Genomic DNA, 15,807 nt, shown 5'->3' on the forward strand with positions numbered 1-15,807 from the left:
TAGATGCATATCGTTGACGGAGCCTTGTCCAACCCGGTTGTGATCGGCGGCGCCGTCGCTGCGGCGGGTGGAATTGCCATGGGCCTCAGGTCGCTGGATCTTGATCGCATCCCCACTGCGGGGGTGCTGTCAGCCAGCTTTTTCGTGGCATCGCTGATCCATGTTCCTATTGGTCCGTCGTCGGTGCACCTGATCCTCAACGGTATGGCCGGGCTTTTGCTGGGGTGGGCCGCATTCCCGGCCCTGTTCGTCGGGCTTTTGCTGCAAGCCGTCTTCTTTGGCTTTGGCGGGTTGACGGTATTGGGGATCAACACCCTGAACATCGCGTTGCCCGCGGTTCTGGCCGGACTGATCTTTAGCCGCCTGATCGCCCACGGCTCACCTCTGCAAGGTGCGATATGGGGCGGGGTTGGCGGTGCCTTTGCCATTGCCGCCACAACCGGCATGGTTGCGTTTTCACTGGCCTTGTCCGGGGATGCCTTCCTGCCTGCGGCCAAGCTTGTTTTCTTTGCACATATTCCTGTCATGGCGATTGAGGCGATCCTGACCGGGTTCGCGGTTTTGCTGGCGCGCAAGGTCAAGCCCGAGCTGTTTGTCAAACGAGCGGTCGCATGAGGTATCTGGCAATCATTCTGGCGCTGTGCTGTGCACCCCTACCTGCCTTGGCGCATAAGGTCATAGCCGGAGTGTTTGAATCCGGTGACGCCATCGAAGGCGAAATCGGCTTTTCCAACGGCGACATGGCAAGCGATACCGAGGTCATCGTCAACGGCCCGGACGGAGCCGAGCTGGGCCGTATCGTAACAGATGCAGACGGGTTCTTTATCTACACGCCAAACGCGCCGGTGGCCCATACTTTCTTTGCAATCCTTGGTGCCGGGCATGTGGCCGAGGTTACCATGCCCGCTGCGGATGTCGCCCGGATCATGGGCGTTGAAGCGGAACCTGATACCCCGCCAACAAACGCACCTGCCCAGACAGCGGCGGTGCTCAGCGATGAACAACAACAGGTCATTGCCAGGGCTGTTCGTGATGAGCTGCGCCCGCTACGACGCGAGATCGCGGCTTACCGCGAACAAAATGATCTGCAAACTGTTCTGGGTGGGATCGGATATATCGTCGGTCTGTTTGGTCTGGGCTTTTACTTTGCGGCACGCCGCAAGCTGGCGGCCTGATGGCGCATGTTCTGGGACAACAGGAAAGCACGCTGGTCAAAGCGGGCGCGCAGCGGCGCGGCGCGATCAACCCGCTTGATCCTAGGATGCGGATCGTTATGGCGGTTGTCTTCGCGGTGGTGACAGTGGCGGTGTCCTCGCTGACAGCGCTGTGCGCGGCTCTGGCGGTGTCCCTTTCGCTTCTTGCCGCGTCGCGTCTGCCCTGGCGGAAGACATTGAAACGCATGGCCATGATGGACGGGTTCATCCTGTTCATGCTGGTGTTGTTGCCATTCTCCATGCCCGGCGACCCGATGTTTACGCTCTGGGGGTTTCCCGCAAGCTGGCAGGGCTTCTGGAAAGCGGTCGAGATCGCCTTGACGGCCAACGCGGTCATCCTGTCCCTTATGGTGCTGGTCGGCACGATGGAGCCGGTCACGCTTGGCCACGCCCTGCACCGCCTGCGCTGCCCCGAAAAGCTGGTTCACCTTTTGATGTTCACCATCCGATATATCGAGGTTCTGCGGGAAGAATACCTGCGCCTGCGCGCGGCCATGAAAGTGCGCGGCTTTCGCCCGGCAACAAACTGGCACACCTATCGCAGCTTTGGCTATCTCGTGGGCATGATGCTGGTGCGCGCGATCGAAAGATCCGAACGCATTCTTGATGCGATGAGATGCCGGGGTTTTTCAGGCCGTATGCTGTTGCTTCAGGACTTTACCCTGACCCGAAGGGACATCGTTTTTGCCGCAGGTCTTGGTGCTCTTTGCGCGGGTCTGATCATACTGGATTTGGCATGACACTGATTGCGCTTGAAGAAATCCGCTTTGCCTACGCCGGTCAGCCACCCGTTCTTGACGGTGCCAGCCTCAGCCTGTCCGCTGGTCAACGCCTGTCGCTGACGGGCCCGAACGGGGCAGGAAAATCGACCTTGCTGCGCATTACGCTTGGCTTGCAGCGCGCACAGTCCGGCACGGTCAGGATCTTTGGTCAGCAAAGGGTGCATGAGGCTGATTTTCACGACGTGCGCCGCCGGGTGGGCCTTGTGTTTCAGGATGCGGATGATCAGTTGTTCTGCCCGACCGTCGCCGAGGATATCGCCTTTGGCCCGCTCAACCTGGGCAGAACACGCGACGAAGCACTTGCCATCGTTGAAAGCGTGTTGGGTGATCTGGACCTGATGCATCTGAAGAACCGCATCACCCACAATTTGTCAGGGGGTGAAAAACGGCTGGTTACGCTGGCGACCGTTCTGGCGATGGAGCCCGAGGTTCTGCTGCTTGATGAACCCACCAACGCGCTGGACCCACGGAACAAGGCCCGGCTGCTGGAAATCCTCCGGGCATTGCCGCAAGCGATCCTTCTTGTCAGCCATTCCCCGGCCTTCCGCGCCGAACTGGCACCGGATGCGCTGGATTTGCGAGACGGAAAACTGGTTGCTGTCTGACAGGACCAATACGTGTTCAGCTGTTCCGCTTTCGGCTCATAAGCCCATATCTGACTGCCCATGCGCGAAACGATAGGCGTCTGCGACGGTCCTGTTTCACCGGGTGTTTCGACTGCGCGCCACCTTTTCGGTTGAACTCGAAAACGTCGATGATGCGCTCGGCGCAACCGCAGGCTTCGCCCATGCCAACTTTGGCAAAGTAGAATTTTTCGAAACGTTCCGGGTTTCGCATGGCACCCCTCCTGTTCAAGCGTAACTCCAAAAGCCAAGTGCCGCCAAATCACTTTGTTGCGGATGCAGAGGGGGTCCTATGGCGCGGCGAATGCGCTTCCCGTCCAGACATTGTCCAATTGATTGAAGACCGGCGAGGTGATGAGCATCTCGGCAGGGTACAGCAATTGCAGCTCATCCGCGAACCGCGTGACGCCGGGTACAAGCCCGGTGATGTTTTGCCACGCGGCCCAGCTGCCGGGATCGGACAGGCTGGTGGGATTGCCGGGATCAGCCGCCTGGTGCCAACCGGCCGCATTCAGGATCGGTGAAAGGGCAAAGCGCGCATCGTTGCTGTCAACCTCGGAACAGGCAGCAGCATCGCATTCCCAGCTTGTCCAGTCTGCCGCCGCGATGGTCCCGGCAATCGGGGCGGCGGCGTTGATGACCCGTGCCAGAACCTCGAACCCGCCGCCAGCAGTCGGACGGCTGAGCGACAGGGGGTCGGTGGCCACGGCATGCAGCGCCGCGGTCGGTGCCAGGCTGAGGGTTCGACCGATCAAAGCCAGCTGTGCGATGCCGTCGGTCACGGGGCCTGATCCGGCGGCCGGAAGGACCCTGACAGGTGTCAGGATCGGCACCGCACCGCCACGTATCGCGATCTCCTGCAACGCATTGTCGAAGGCCGGAACGAAATCACTGCGGATCGTATAGCTCAGCGGGAAACTGGCCTGCTGCGGACCAACGGGCCTTGCACCGTCGCGGGTGATGAAAGACATCGGCGGAACGGCACCCGGTTGCGGCAGCGAAATCTGCGGTCCCGCGATACCCAAAGCGGCCGCGATCATGCGAGCGCGCTGTTCGGCCTCACCATACTCGCTCAGCAGATTGATATAGCCGCCGATCTCGGTGATGTTGCGCGGCGCAGGGATGCGCGAAGGGGCAATATCGCCCGCAATGGCCAGCCTATGGGCAATCACCTCACGGGCGCGCTGGATCGCCGGAGAGTTGGTCGTTTCAAGAATGTTGATGATCGCCTCGGCAAGGCTTTCATCAATTCCCGGTTTGTCCGTCACATTTGTGCTCGTGTCACTCATTGTCGTCCTCCGCAGGGGCGTTCAGGCCATTGAGGAAATCCAGCACCGACTGGCTGCCAGCCTTGGTCGCGCTGCCGTCATCGGCATCCGCGTTCGCCTTAGTAAAGGCCCCGAAAAGCTTGGCCAGAAGCAGTGTGTTGGACGGGTTGGCCAAAGCCGCAGCCCCGCCGGGGAAATCCTTGAACAGGTTTTGCGTAAAGGCTGCCCGGTTGCCGTCTGCCTGTCCGCCAATCAATGCGGCGACACCCGAGGCGTTCTTGGCGACATCCTCAAACCCCTTGATCTTGGCGGCGTTGCTGGCATCGAACGCCTTTTTGTCAGCGGCGGCTTTCTTGGCCTCTTCCTCTTTGCGGGCGGCAGCGATTTCCTGACCTTTACCCGCAAGTTCTGTGGCCTTTCCAACCAGTTCTTTCGTCAGATCCGTTGCCGTGTCGATGGCCTTGTCTCGCCCCGCAGCAACCGATTGCGTTTCAAGCGCAAGCTGGGCTTGCAGTTCCTTCAGGCCCGTAAGATCGGTTCCCGCCCGCGCAAGATCGGGCGCAGCCTTGAGGATTTCGGCCAGTTGCGACGTGGGCACAGCCTGGCCGGTGCCAATGTCGCCCCCTGCAATGGTCAGCGTGTTCGAAGGCTGGTTGTTCGGCAGGTCTGACGGCGCACGTGTACCAAAGATGGCGTCACTGTCAGCAGGCAGGACCGGCGCGTCGCCAACCGGCGGCGGTGTCGGGCTGTCCTGCCAGTTCCAGAAGCGGCGGTGGTCGATCATCTCGCAGGAATTGCAGCGGCCCAGAACGGCCTCGCCCAGCAATCCTCTGGTCGGCAGTGAAATCGTGCGGCGCGGTGGCCGGAAATCCTCGCGGTGGAAGGCCAGCAGACTGTCCTGAATATCACCGGTCCGCATCTCCATCCGGTCGGCCAGATCGGGCGGGATCGAGAAGGGCATGATCATGGCATTGCCATAGAACCCCAACACCTTGTTCTGGACGGTGCTGAGCAGCGATATCTCGCTTGAGGCATCGTCCAGCCCGCCTTCCGGTACCCCGATGGTGAAGCGTTCCAGCAGGATCGCACGTTCTTCGTCCGTCATGCTGGCCCAGATCACGCGGGAATAGCGAACGGTGTTGGCCACAACATGCTGGTACATCTCTTCGATGCGGCGCAGATCCCGGCGTGACAGAACGTCCGGCACCTCCTGCACGGAATAGGGCAGGGTGGCAGGCAACGCCTGGAACGTGTTGTCATCAACAACTGTCTGGGCGTTTTCATTCATACGCGCCTCGAACTCGCTGACCATGGGCGGACCCACCAGATCGTCAAAGTCCGAGCCCGAGATCGTGGTGCGAAGGCTGCGGTTGATATTGCGGGTGGCCCGGTCCAGATCGTCGGCATCTTCCAGATTGGCCAGATGTTCCCAGATGTTGAAAATGTTGATGGGATCCGGACCAGTGTAGAACGAATAGGCAAACGAGCCCGTCCGCCTGCGCAGCTCGACACGGGCGATATCCGACCGCTCGACCGAACGGGGCAAAGCCACAGACCCGGTATAGGTCCGGCGCTTGGTCGGGTCACGCCGCGCATCAGCCAGCCGGACAAGCAGGTTCTCGCGGGTTTCCGCTGGCAGGTCATGCAGGTTGTCGATGTCTATCGGCGATCCGGTCAGCGGCACAGGTCCGACCCGGTCGCCATCCTGCGTGAAGATTACGGCTGAAATGTCATCATTGGGCATGAACGTGCCCTGCGCCTCGAAACTGACGATGTCCTGTGCGACACCGGGCGCGTTCTGCGGTGTTGCGTCCTTGTCCGCATAAAACTCTTCCAGAAGCTTCAGGGCGCTGCGGAATCTGCGGCGGTTTCGGAACACGCGCCGGAACACTTCTGCATGGCGCAGGATGACCTTGTACCGGCTCAGCAATCCGGACCGGGTGACATTGCCCGGCAACTGGTCACCTTGCCCCAGACGGCGGAAGCGGATGAGTTGCATCGGCACAAAGACCACCAACTGCACGCCCTCGATACGCGTTTCCAAGGAAAAGTCGCGCAGGACTTCGAACCATTGCATGGTCATTGCGTGGCAATGATTGCGGTTGGCCACGAATTTCGTTGTGGCCGTTCGCCGATCCGTCGCAGTTGCAGTGCGCACACTGGTCCGTGCCGAGTTGCGCTTGACCGAAGCCGCCCGTTCAAGCGCGGCAGAGAATGTCTCATGCGTGTCGGACAGAAAATCGCGCGATGTGTTCTGCGTGTTGGACGAATTGCCGGAAGAATTCGAACTGGACCGTGCGCCGCTGAAGCCCACGCCGCCGACTATGGCCCCGATGCCTCCGAACAGGCCGCCACCAACGCCACCTGCGCCCCCGAAGCTCTTTGAAAAAGCGCGCGTCGAAAACGAGGATGTACCCTGAATCACCTCATCCAGCGCAGTTTCAAACGTACTGTCAAAGGACGTGTCGCGGGCTTCTTCGAATTCCTGTTGCTCTTCAAAGGTCAGGCTCTCTCGTTCACGTACGCTCAATGTTTCGCGCTGTTCCGACACGACAATCCGCTGCTCTTCTCCGGGGGCAAGCGGCAGGGAATAGACCAACCGACCCAAAGACATGCCAGCGTGAACAGCAGTCGACCGCATCTTGGCAATATAGCCAAGCGCAAGGCTCGACGCTTTGGGCACATCCTGCGGCCGTTCCTCAAGGTCTTCAAAGAAGTCTTCGATATCAATGGGTTCGTCAATCGGAATCCGGTCTCGAAAATCCCAATCACCCCCGTCATTGTTAAACGCCGCCAGAAGCGCTTCGGCTGACAGATTGGCCTGAGCAAAGGCTGTGCCCGGGATAGTCGTCACAAAGCGGCCCCCACCTATGGGGCGCGTTCGAACGATATTCTTGGGCCCGACGAGGGGATCAATCAGCCGGTACAGAACCGAATAGCGCCGCCGTGAAACCGTGCCGCCTTCGGTTCGGTACTCCGACGCGCAATCGCCCTCGCCCAGCACGATAGGGGCCTGTGTACCGGTGAAATCTGATATGTTTTCTTCGGCATCCTCGGGATCCACCGGCAAGATATCGGCCAGCTCACCGACGATCGAACGCTGCAAAGGCAGGACAGTGCGATCCAGCACCACAAGACCCATTTCGCCGTCCAGCGCGTCAACGCGTGGCACGGCTTCTGTCAGGGTGGTGTTCTGACCCCTGATCCGTAACCGCAGGCCGGTCTGCGGCAGGCGGAGATTAGGCAGATCAACAGAAAAAAGACCACGCGCGTCCGTGACGGCGGCTTTGACAGCCCACGAAAAATCTGCGTTGTCGATCCCTTCATTGGCGGTAAAGGTGGGGCGCAGGACCTCGACGATCACGCGTTCGGCAGGGGTCCCGTCAGGGTTGATCAGTTCCCCCCGCAATTTCGGGGCGAGGGTGGGAACGACCGCCCCCAGAAAGCCTCCGGCCAGATCTTCGCGAATGGTTGCAAGCTGACGAAAAACCGCACCAGTCGACTGGACGCGCCGGTCGACCAGATCGTTGATCACTTCTGAGGACAGCTCAATTCCGACGCCACGGCGCAATGCCTTGAGCTTTTCCGCCTCAACCCGCTTCTGATCCTCAACGCTGTGCGCACCAGCCGCGACAGTGCCGGAAATTTCCGCTGATATCGATGGGCTTGGCCGAAGATTAGGTAAGGACAGTGTTATGCGCGGGGGCTCACTGCTGGAGTCGGACATGAACGTCACCTCTCGAGAAAGAGCTGAAAAAACGAGATGTCAGAAAAATAAGTCAAATCATTAAAGGTGACCCAAGGTAACATGTCTGGGGGATTCGCGGAAGCAACGCAGGGTTGTACCCGCTGCAACGCGCGGCAAAGCGCTCAGGACAAGCGTAGTGTCTCTTGCCGCTGACGGTATCCAGTATTGGTCAGGGCCAGAGGAAAAACCTGTCGGGAAACACCGGCACCCAGATCGCCTTTGGTCTAGTTTCGCGACTGCTGAGAGGAATAGAAATACGCAATGGCCTGCGTGCGGTTTTTGACACTCAGCTTTTCGTAGATGTTGGACAGGTGGAACTTGACCGTGTTGGTCGAAATCTGAAGTTCCTTTGACAAATCCCGGTTCGACATTCCCTGCGCCAGCGCCTCCAGAATTGCGCGTTCTTTACGCGATAGGCTCTGGATCGGGTCCTGTTGCATTTTCCGGATATCTACGAACGGGAACACCATCTTACCCGCCGCGACTTTGGCGCAGGTTTCCAGCAGGCCCTCAACCTCGCCCGTGCGAGCGGCAAATCCAGCCGCACCCGCCTGCATCGCCAATCGCGGGACATCGCCGCCAGTGTCGCCATAAACGACAAAGCGCGGGGCGTTGGGCTGATCGCGCAGAACTTCGATCAGTTTGGCAGCGCCTAAAACCGGAAGCGTCCAGTCGACGACACCGACCTGAACGGGAACCCGCATCACCGTTCCCAGAAACCCTTCGGCCGTTGCTGACGTGGCCATCAGCGAGAATCGGGGGTCCCGCTCGAATATCTCGGACATGGCCGACAGAACCAGCGGGTTGCCGTCCGCCAGCATGATGTCGATGGGTTTGCTCGGTGTCTCAACCATATGATTTTGCCCCGAATTCGGAAAAAACTACCCATAAGAATAGGGTGTTTCTTTGTATACCTTCGTATTTTTACCAAAACGGGTAGGTATTGCCCCATCCTATTGGCCATCCAAAAGCAGTAGTAAGTTACGTTGCGTCATAAGGCAAGCTCGCGTTTCCTGCTCGGTAACTTGACACGACGGGCCGCAATGCCCGGCCAACAGCCGAGGATGCCAGACCATGACTTTTCAGATTTTCCCTCCGCTCGAAATCCCCCAAACCCTCGCTGCGGGGCCGGGGCCGGGTAACACGGATGCCCGCGTCCTCAAGGCCTTTGCCAATGCAGGCGTTGCCGATCACATGCAGGGGGACGTCCTTAGGGGGATGGTCGAATGCAAGCACATGCTGCGGAAAATCTGGGGCACCCAAAACGCCTATACCTTTGCTGTTGCCGGCACCGGTTGGAGCGCCCTGGACACCATGTTTTCGGCTGTCATGCCTGGCGATAAGGTCGTTGCTTTTGCCAATGGGACATTCTCGGGGATCGACGCGCTGACCCTGCGGATCAAGGCGGCGACGCCCGAAGAACATGCAGCCAACCCGATGGCACCTCAGGCCGCCAGCGTCACCGTGATCGAGGTTCCGCACGGCCAGCCGGTCACCGGTGATCTAGTCGAGGCGACGCTGGCGCAGCACAAACCGAAATGGGCTTTCATGGCGCATTGGGAAACCGGATCGGGTCGCATCAATGACCTGCGCGGATTTTCCGACGCGTGCGAACGTCATGGCGCGATGGGTCTGATCGATGCGGTGTCGTCTCTGGGCGTCGATGACTTCTCGATAGACGATTTTCCGGGCATCGCCGGATGGGCGTCCTGCCCGCAGAAAGGTCTATGCTGCCTGCCGCTGACCTACGCCCCTGTCAGCTTTACCGACGCCTATATCGCGTCACTCAGAACCACCGGTGCCTATACCTATGTGCACAATCCCATCTTTGAGGCCCGCCATTGGGGCATTGTTGATGGGCAAGATGTTGAAAAGGGCACCTATCACCGCACCCATTCGGGCTACGCCGTTGCGGCCTTCCATGAATCCCTGCGCCTGACCCTTCAGGAAAGTCTGGCCAATCGGTCCGCGTCGTACAAGACGCACGAGAAGGTTCTGCGCGACGCTGTTACCGAAATGGGCTGCGAGGTCACCTCCGACATGCCCAGCCTGATTGTGCTGAACCTGCCCCCGGAACTGGCTGGCCGCGAGATGGAGCTGGTCCAGAACTGCCGTGCGCGCGGGTTTGGCATCTGGCCGACCCTCAGCGAACCCGTGCAGGTGCGCATCGGCATCCTCAACCAATTGAACCGCGAGGCCGTCAGCCGGATTGTGCGTCTGTTCGCCGAAGCCATCCGAGAACTGGGCGGAACGGTCAATCAAGACGCAATCGAAGACCTGCTGGAAAGCCGTTACGGCACCTCAATCGCTGCATAAACAGGAGCGGATCAGATGGATATTCACGAATATCAGGCAAAGGAAATTCTTTCGAATTTCGGTGTCGCCATACCATCCGGCGCACTGGCCTACAGTCCGGAGCAAGCGGCCTATCGGGCGCGTGAGCTGGGCGGTGACAAATGGATCGTCAAGGCGCAGGTCCATGCAGGCGGTCGCGGCAAGGCCGGAGGGGTCAAGCTGTGCAACACCGAGAACGAAATCTATCAGGCCTGCGATGATCTGTTTGGTCGCAAGCTGGTCACGCATCAGACCGGCCCCGAAGGCAAAGGCATCTATCGCGTCTATGTCGAAGCCGCGGTGCCGATTGACCGCGAGATTTATTTGGGTTTAGTCCTCGATCGGTCAAGCCAAAGGGTGATGATCGTGGCCTCGTCCGAGGGCGGGATGGAGATCGAGGATATCTCGGCTGACCGCCCGGAAAGTATCGTCCGCTCCATCGTGGAACCGGCGGTTGGGCTTCAGGAATTTCAGGCGCGCGAGATCGCATTCAACCTAGGGCTTGAGCCCAGGCTGATCCAGCAAATGGTGCGTACGCTACAGGGCTGCTATGCCGCTTTTAGCGAGCTTGACGCGACAATGGTCGAGATCAATCCGTTGGTCATCACGGGTGACGACCGGGTACTGGCGCTTGATGCCAAGATGAGCTTTGACGACAACGCCCTGTTCCGCCATCCACAAATCTCTGAACTGCGTGACAAAAGCCAGGAAGACCCGCGCGAAAGCCGCGCGGCCGACCGCGGACTGTCTTATGTCGGGCTGGACGGAAATATCGGCTGCATCGTCAACGGTGCCGGTCTGGCGATGGCCACGATGGACACGATCAAGCTGGCCGGTGGCGAGCCTGCAAACTTCCTCGACATCGGGGGCGGGGCTTCGCCCGAACGTGTGGCCAAGGCATTTCGTCTGGTCCTGTCGGACGACAATGTTCAGGCCATTCTGGTCAACATCTTCGCCGGTATCAACCGCTGCGACTGGGTGGCCGAAGGCGTCGTTCAGGCCCTGCGGGAACTTGACCTCGACCTGCCCGTCGTCGTGCGGCTGGCTGGGACAAATGTCGAAGAGGGCCAGAAGATTCTGGCCAAATCCGGCCTGCCGATCATTCGCGCCTCAACGCTGATGGAGGCGGCAGAACGCGCTGTTGGCGCATGGAAAAACGACCTTACTCAAGGCACCAAGATGAGGGCTGTGAAATGAGCATTCTTCTCGACCGTGACTCGCGCGTCATCGTGCAGGGCATTACCGGCCGCATGGCTCGGTTTCATACCAAGGACATGTTGAACTATGGCACCAATGTCGTGGGCGGCGTCGTACCCGGCAAAGGTGGGGAAACCGTCGAGGGTGTTCCGGTCTTTGACACCGTTAAACAGGCTGTCGAGGCGACCGGCGCGGATGCCAGCCTTGTTTTCGTGCCCCCGCCATTTGCGGCTGATTCAATCATGGAAGCCGCAGATGCCGGTATCCGCTATTGTGTCTGCATCACCGACGGGATTCCGGCGCAGGACATGATCCGGGTGAAGCGGTACATGTACCGCTATCCGAAAGATAAGCGCATGGTGCTGACCGGGCCGAACTGTGCCGGTACGATTTCCCCAGGCAAGGCGCTGCTGGGCATCATGCCGGGCCACATCTATCTGCCCGGCCATGTCGGCATCATCGGCCGCTCGGGCACGCTGGGCTATGAGGCTGCGGCGCAACTGAAAGAACGCGGCATCGGTGTCTCGACCAGTGTCGGGATTGGTGGCGACCCGATCAACGGGTCATCCTTCAAGGACATCCTTAAGCGCTTCGAAGAGGACGAGGACACCCATGTCATCGCCATGATCGGCGAGATCGGTGGCCCGCAGGAAGCTGAAGCAGCGGAATACATCCGCGACCACATCACCAAACCGGTGATTGCCTATGTCGCGGGTCTGACCGCCCCGAAAGGCCGCACGATGGGCCACGCGGGTGCGATCATCTCGGCCTTTGGCGAAAGCGCCAGCGAGAAGGTCGAGATCCTGTCCGCCGCCGGGGTGACCGTTGCCGAAAACCCCGCTGTGATCGGTGAAACAATTGCCCGTGTGATGGAAGCCGCGTGATGGTCAAACCCTCGGTTCTTGTGACCCGTCGCTGGCCTGCCGCCGTCGAGGCGCAGCTGGCCGAGAATTACAACGCTGTTCTGAACACCGGGGACAAACCCATGCCCCCGGCCGAAATTCGGCAAGCCTTGAAAACATATGACGCGGTGCTGCCAACTGTAACGGACACACTGAGCGCCGAAGCAATGGACGTCCCTGGTGCGCAGACCAAAATACTGGCCAATTACGGTGTCGGATACAGCCACATCTGCGAACCTTCGGCGCGTGAGCTGGGCATGACCGTGACCAACACGCCCGATGTTCTGTCCGAATGCACCGCCGATATCGCCATGACCCTGCTGCTGATGGTGGCGCGGCGCGCTGGCGAAGGTGAACGCGAGCTGCGGTCCGGCACCTGGACCGGATGGCGGCCCACGCATCTGGTTGGAACCAAGGTCAGCGGCAAAACGCTGGGCATTATCGGCTATGGCCGCATCGGGCAAGAGATGGCCCGCCGTGCGCATCATGGCTTTGGCATGGACATCCTCGTCTACAACCGCAGTCAGATAGCGCCGGATGTGCTGGCCAGGTGCAATGCAACGCAGGTGGCCTCGATTGACGACTTGCTGCCGCAATGCGACTTCGTCTCGCTGCATTGTCCCGGCGGGGCTGACAATCGGCATCTGATCAACGCGCGCAGGCTGGGCCTGATGAAGCCCGACGCCTTTCTGATCAACACCGCGCGCGGTGAGGTGATCGACGAATGGGCGCTGATCCAGGCCCTGATGTTCGAGATGATCGGCGGGGCCGCGCTGGACGTGTTCGATGGTGAACCCCGTATCAGCCCGGACCTGCTGCAATGCGACAACCTCGTGATGCTGCCACATCTGGGCAGCGCCACCCGCGAAGCGCGCGAGGCGATGGGGTTTCGGGTTCTCGATAACCTGAGTGATTTCTTTGAAGGCCGAGAACCCCGGGACCGCGTGATCTGATGCAAGCGCTGGCCCCGAATATTCAGCCCACCCCCAACCCTTCGAGCTATGCCGAAGGGTTGCGCTCGGAATTGCGGGCGTTGTGGCGGAACATATTGCTGAAACGGGCGCCACATGTTGCGGCATGGGCCGAGGTCACGCCGCTGCAACCCATTCCCACGGGACCCGAGGCAACGCCGTATTTGCAGGCCCTTTCGATCTGGTTCCAACTCTTGTGCATCATCGATGAAAACGCCGAAGTTCGGGACCGTCGACTGACCGAAACCCAAAACGGCGCAGAAGCGGTAGAAGGCGGTTTTGCCGAAGCCCTGACAGACTTGTCCCTGACCTATAGCCAGGTTGAAAAGCTGACCGCTGACCTGTGTACCGGTCCCACTCTGACCGCGCACCCGACCGAAGCCAAGCGGGTTACGGTTCTGGAAATTCACCGGCGTATCTACCGCAACCTCGTCAGTCTTGAAACACAACGCTGGACGCCGACCGAACACGCCGAATTGCTGAATGGTCTGGAGGGAGAGATTGATCTCTTGTGGCTGACAGGCGAACTTCGCCTGTCGCGCCCAAGCCTGCACGACGAGATCGAATGGGGGTTTCAGTTCTTCCGCGATGCAATCTTTGATGCTGTCCCGCAGGTTATGGGCCGATTCGATCAGGCCTGCCTGCAAGTGCTGGGACGTACGCCGAGTGAAACTCCTGATATCCGCTTTCACAGCTGGATCGGTGGCGACCGGGATGGCAACCCGAATGTCACGACCGAGATAACCGCATTGGCGCTGAAACGCGGACGCGAAACAGTTCTGGACCTTTATCGTCAAGCTCTTGAGCGTGCCGCAAAAAGGTTGAGCATCAGCGCGCTGATATTGCCTTTACCTGAACCTGTCAGGACGCAAGTACAAGCGATAGTCGACCGGGCTCCGGTCGATGGCCGCAATCGGAACGAACCATTCCGGCAAGCACTCAATGCCATTCGTTATCGGCTGACAAACAGCGGATATGATCACATCTCGCAATTCGTGGGCGATCTCGACACGCTTGATACCGCTTTATGTGCGGTCAACGCGGATATTCTGGCGCGGCAGCACATCCGTCCGTTGCGCCGGGCCGCTTCGGTTTTCGGGTTCCGGACCACAACGCTGGACATCCGCCAGAATTCAACCGTCACAACCGACGTTCTGGCCGAAATCTGGTCGCATAACGGACAGGTGCCGGTTTACGGCACGGTCGAATGGTCTGCCCGCTTGCGAACCGAACTGGCCGATCAGAACCTGCCCTGTCAAAACCGCGACGCGTTAAGCGATCAGGCGCGGGAACTGCTTGCTCTTCTGGCTCTGGTCCATGGTGTGCGATCGGGACCGGACCCCAAGGCAATAGGACCCTTCATCCTGTCCATGACCCGTTCGGCCGACGACATTCTCGGCATCTACCTATTGGCCCGCTATGCCGGGTTTGGGTCTGAAACTCTTGATCTTTCGGTAGTCCCATTGTTCGAGACAATTGCCGATTTGCGAAATGCCCCATCAATCCTGCTGGACGTTCTGGCAGTTCCGCTTGCCCGTCGCAGCCTCAAAACCGACGGTCGAGTAATCGAGGTGATGCTGGGATATTCGGACAGCGGCAAGGACGGAGGCTATTTCTGCTCAACATGGGAGTTGGAGCGCGCCCAACGCCGGATCGTCTCGGCGCTGGCCTCGCAAGGTTTCAAGGCCACGTTTTTCCATGGTCGCGGTGGCTCGGTCAGCCGGGGCGGTGCACCGACCGGGCGCGCCATCGCCGCGCAACCCAGCGGAACAGTTGCCGGGCGGTTGCGCGTGACCGAACAGGGCGAGGTGGTTTCGGCCAAATATGCCAACCGGGGCACGGCTGCGGCGCATCTGGAGTTGTTGCTGTCAAGCACGATGCGCCATACGGCGACCCCTGACGAGGCGCCTTCACGGCCTGAATTCGATGACGCATTGGATGCTTTGTCAGAGTTGTCACAGACAGCTTATGTCTCGCTTTTGCAGATGCCGGGTTTTCTGGACTATTTCCAGCAGGCTAGCCCTGTCCAAGAACTTGCCCGCCTGAAAATGGGGTCCCGTCCGACCCGTCGGTTCGGCGCGGCCAGTCTGGACGACCTGCGGGCCATTCCATGGGTCTTTGCGTGGTCGCAGAACCGCCACCTGATCACTGGTTGGTACGGGTTCGGCACCGCCATGGCCAGTTTTCGCAAGTTTCGCGGCGCGCGCGGTGATGACGTGTTGCACGACATGTTTCGACACTCCCGCCTGTTCCGCCTCGCCGTCGATGAGATGGAAAAATCGCTCTATCAGGCGGATATGGAAATCGCAGCGCAGTATGGCGAATTGGTCTCTGATATCGAGATCCGCCAACGTGTATCGCAGGTAATCAAGGCGGAATACGATAGTGCCTGCAAAGCGACCCGGTTTCTGACAGGTGGTCAGGTCATCGGCCATCGCTTTCCCCGCCTTTGCGAGAGGTTTGACCGCAAACAGGCCGAATTGGCCCGCATTCATGCTCTTCAGGTCGAACTGCTGCAACACGCCCGCAACGAACCGCAGGCAGGGTCAGTTCCCGTGCCCCTGCTGCAATCCATGAACGCCATTTCCGCTGGTCTTGGCTGGACCGGCTAACCATTTTCAGGAGATCAAAACTGTGAACGCCCCGCATCGAACAAACGGATTTTTCACCCAGTCCTTGTCGGACCGCGATCCTGAGCTTTTTGGCTCGATCCGGTCTGAGCTGGGTCGTCAGCGCGACGAGATCGAGCTGATTGCGTCCGAGAACAT

General features: G+C 59.7%; 13 protein-coding genes and 1 pseudogene. 10 read left to right on the forward strand and 4 right to left on the reverse strand.

Going from position 1 to position 15,807, the window contains the following annotated elements; genetic code table 11:
• Window positions 1-3 precede the first annotated feature (3 nt).
• Genes cbiM through AC2FLZ_RS17090 form a run of 4 tightly spaced genes read left to right on the forward strand, consistent with a single transcriptional unit; the run spans window position 4 to window position 2,601 of the window.
• A complete protein-coding gene (cbiM, locus tag AC2FLZ_RS17075; RefSeq protein ID WP_480496183.1) occupies window positions 4-615 on the forward strand; it encodes a cobalt transporter CbiM in 612 nt (203 codons plus the stop codon).
• Window positions 612-1,175 (forward strand): NikL family nickel/cobalt ECF transporter subunit, encoded by a 564-nt coding sequence (locus tag AC2FLZ_RS17080; RefSeq protein ID WP_496821743.1) that lies wholly within the window; start codon window positions 612-614, stop codon window positions 1,173-1,175. The genes cbiM and AC2FLZ_RS17080 overlap by 4 nt, the downstream gene beginning before the upstream one ends.
• Complete coding sequence (gene cbiQ, locus AC2FLZ_RS17085) at window positions 1,175-1,954, forward strand: cobalt ECF transporter T component CbiQ (RefSeq protein WP_496882469.1); 780 nt, start codon at window positions 1,175-1,177, stop codon at window positions 1,952-1,954. Before AC2FLZ_RS17080 ends, cbiQ begins: the two co-directional genes overlap by 1 nt.
• Window positions 1,951-2,601 carry an energy-coupling factor ABC transporter ATP-binding protein gene (locus AC2FLZ_RS17090; RefSeq protein WP_496882470.1) on the forward strand — a complete coding sequence of 217 codons (651 nt, stop codon included), beginning with the start codon at window positions 1,951-1,953 and terminating at the stop codon, window positions 2,599-2,601. The genes cbiQ and AC2FLZ_RS17090 overlap by 4 nt, the downstream gene beginning before the upstream one ends.
• A gap of 16 nt (window positions 2,602-2,617) precedes the next feature.
• Here AC2FLZ_RS17090 and AC2FLZ_RS17095 read toward each other — a convergent pair whose 3' ends face one another.
• From AC2FLZ_RS17095 to AC2FLZ_RS17110, 4 genes are all read right to left on the reverse strand, one after another.
• Window positions 2,618-2,833 (reverse strand): hypothetical protein, encoded by a 216-nt coding sequence (locus tag AC2FLZ_RS17095; RefSeq protein ID WP_480477457.1) that lies wholly within the window; start codon window positions 2,831-2,833, stop codon window positions 2,618-2,620.
• A gap of 76 nt (window positions 2,834-2,909) precedes the next feature.
• On the reverse strand, window positions 2,910-3,908 hold the full coding sequence (locus AC2FLZ_RS17100) for a hypothetical protein (RefSeq protein ID WP_496882471.1): 999 nt from the start codon (window positions 3,906-3,908) through the stop codon (window positions 2,910-2,912).
• Window positions 3,901-7,614, reverse strand: coding sequence for a hypothetical protein (locus AC2FLZ_RS17105; RefSeq protein ID WP_496882472.1), 3,714 nt, complete (start codon window positions 7,612-7,614; stop codon window positions 3,901-3,903). The genes AC2FLZ_RS17100 and AC2FLZ_RS17105 overlap by 8 nt, the downstream gene beginning before the upstream one ends.
• A gap of 245 nt (window positions 7,615-7,859) precedes the next feature.
• Window positions 7,860-8,489 carry a response regulator transcription factor gene (locus AC2FLZ_RS17110; protein ID WP_480496195.1) on the reverse strand — a complete coding sequence of 210 codons (630 nt, stop codon included), beginning with the start codon at window positions 8,487-8,489 and terminating at the stop codon, window positions 7,860-7,862.
• 220 nt (window positions 8,490-8,709) lie between these two features.
• On the opposite strand from AC2FLZ_RS17110, the gene AC2FLZ_RS17115 reads away from it, so the two are divergent.
• The 6 genes and pseudogenes from AC2FLZ_RS17115 to glyA all read left to right on the forward strand — a co-directional run.
• Window positions 8,710-9,951, forward strand: a complete 1,242-nt coding sequence (locus AC2FLZ_RS17115) for a pyridoxal-phosphate-dependent aminotransferase family protein (protein WP_496882473.1) — start codon at window positions 8,710-8,712, stop codon at window positions 9,949-9,951.
• Between the two features lie 15 nt (window positions 9,952-9,966).
• Complete coding sequence (locus AC2FLZ_RS17120) at window positions 9,967-11,166, forward strand: malate--CoA ligase subunit beta (protein ID WP_480521298.1); 1,200 nt, start codon at window positions 9,967-9,969, stop codon at window positions 11,164-11,166.
• Window positions 11,163-12,050, forward strand: coding sequence for a succinate--CoA ligase subunit alpha (gene sucD / locus AC2FLZ_RS17125; protein WP_480607526.1), 888 nt, complete (start codon window positions 11,163-11,165; stop codon window positions 12,048-12,050). The genes AC2FLZ_RS17120 and sucD overlap by 4 nt, the downstream gene beginning before the upstream one ends.
• Window positions 12,050-13,021, forward strand: a complete 972-nt coding sequence (locus AC2FLZ_RS17130) for a 2-hydroxyacid dehydrogenase (protein WP_496882474.1) — start codon at window positions 12,050-12,052, stop codon at window positions 13,019-13,021. The genes sucD and AC2FLZ_RS17130 overlap by 1 nt, the downstream gene beginning before the upstream one ends.
• Window positions 13,021-15,651, forward strand: a complete 2,631-nt coding sequence (locus AC2FLZ_RS17135; RefSeq protein WP_496882475.1) for a phosphoenolpyruvate carboxylase — start codon at window positions 13,021-13,023, stop codon at window positions 15,649-15,651. The genes AC2FLZ_RS17130 and AC2FLZ_RS17135 overlap by 1 nt, the downstream gene beginning before the upstream one ends.
• A 22-nt stretch (window positions 15,652-15,673) precedes the next feature.
• Window positions 15,674-15,807, forward strand: a pseudogene (gene glyA / locus AC2FLZ_RS17140) (serine hydroxymethyltransferase); the annotation flags it as partial.

The sequence above is a fragment of the Ruegeria sp. YKSF131 genome, from assembly GCF_059612645.1.

What these genes read in the sequence shown, in the direction of transcription:
- AC2FLZ_RS17115 (WP_496882473.1), top strand. Translation starts at nt 8,710, where the DNA reads ATGACTTTTCAGATTTTCCCTCCGCTCGAAATCCCCCAAACCCTCGCT.
- AC2FLZ_RS17120 (WP_480521298.1), top strand. Translation starts at nt 9,967, where the DNA reads ATGGATATTCACGAATATCAGGCAAAGGAAATTCTTTCGAATTTCGGT.
- AC2FLZ_RS17130 (WP_496882474.1), top strand. Translation starts at nt 12,050, where the DNA reads ATGGTCAAACCCTCGGTTCTTGTGACCCGTCGCTGGCCTGCCGCCGTC.
- sucD (WP_480607526.1), top strand. Translation starts at nt 11,163, where the DNA reads ATGAGCATTCTTCTCGACCGTGACTCGCGCGTCATCGTGCAGGGCATT.
- AC2FLZ_RS17135 (WP_496882475.1), top strand. Translation starts at nt 13,021, where the DNA reads ATGCAAGCGCTGGCCCCGAATATTCAGCCCACCCCCAACCCTTCGAGC.
- AC2FLZ_RS17100 (WP_496882471.1), bottom strand. Translation starts at nt 3,908, where the DNA reads ATGAGTGACACGAGCACAAATGTGACGGACAAACCGGGAATTGATGAA.
- AC2FLZ_RS17080 (WP_496821743.1), top strand. Translation starts at nt 612, where the DNA reads ATGAGGTATCTGGCAATCATTCTGGCGCTGTGCTGTGCACCCCTACCT.
- cbiM (WP_480496183.1), top strand. Translation starts at nt 4, where the DNA reads ATGCATATCGTTGACGGAGCCTTGTCCAACCCGGTTGTGATCGGCGGC.
- AC2FLZ_RS17090 (WP_496882470.1), top strand. Translation starts at nt 1,951, where the DNA reads ATGACACTGATTGCGCTTGAAGAAATCCGCTTTGCCTACGCCGGTCAG.
- AC2FLZ_RS17110 (WP_480496195.1), bottom strand. Translation starts at nt 8,489, where the DNA reads ATGGTTGAGACACCGAGCAAACCCATCGACATCATGCTGGCGGACGGC.
- AC2FLZ_RS17095 (WP_480477457.1), bottom strand. Translation starts at nt 2,833, where the DNA reads ATGCGAAACCCGGAACGTTTCGAAAAATTCTACTTTGCCAAAGTTGGC.
- cbiQ (WP_496882469.1), top strand. Translation starts at nt 1,175, where the DNA reads ATGGCGCATGTTCTGGGACAACAGGAAAGCACGCTGGTCAAAGCGGGC.
- AC2FLZ_RS17105 (WP_496882472.1), bottom strand. Translation starts at nt 7,614, where the DNA reads ATGTCCGACTCCAGCAGTGAGCCCCCGCGCATAACACTGTCCTTACCT.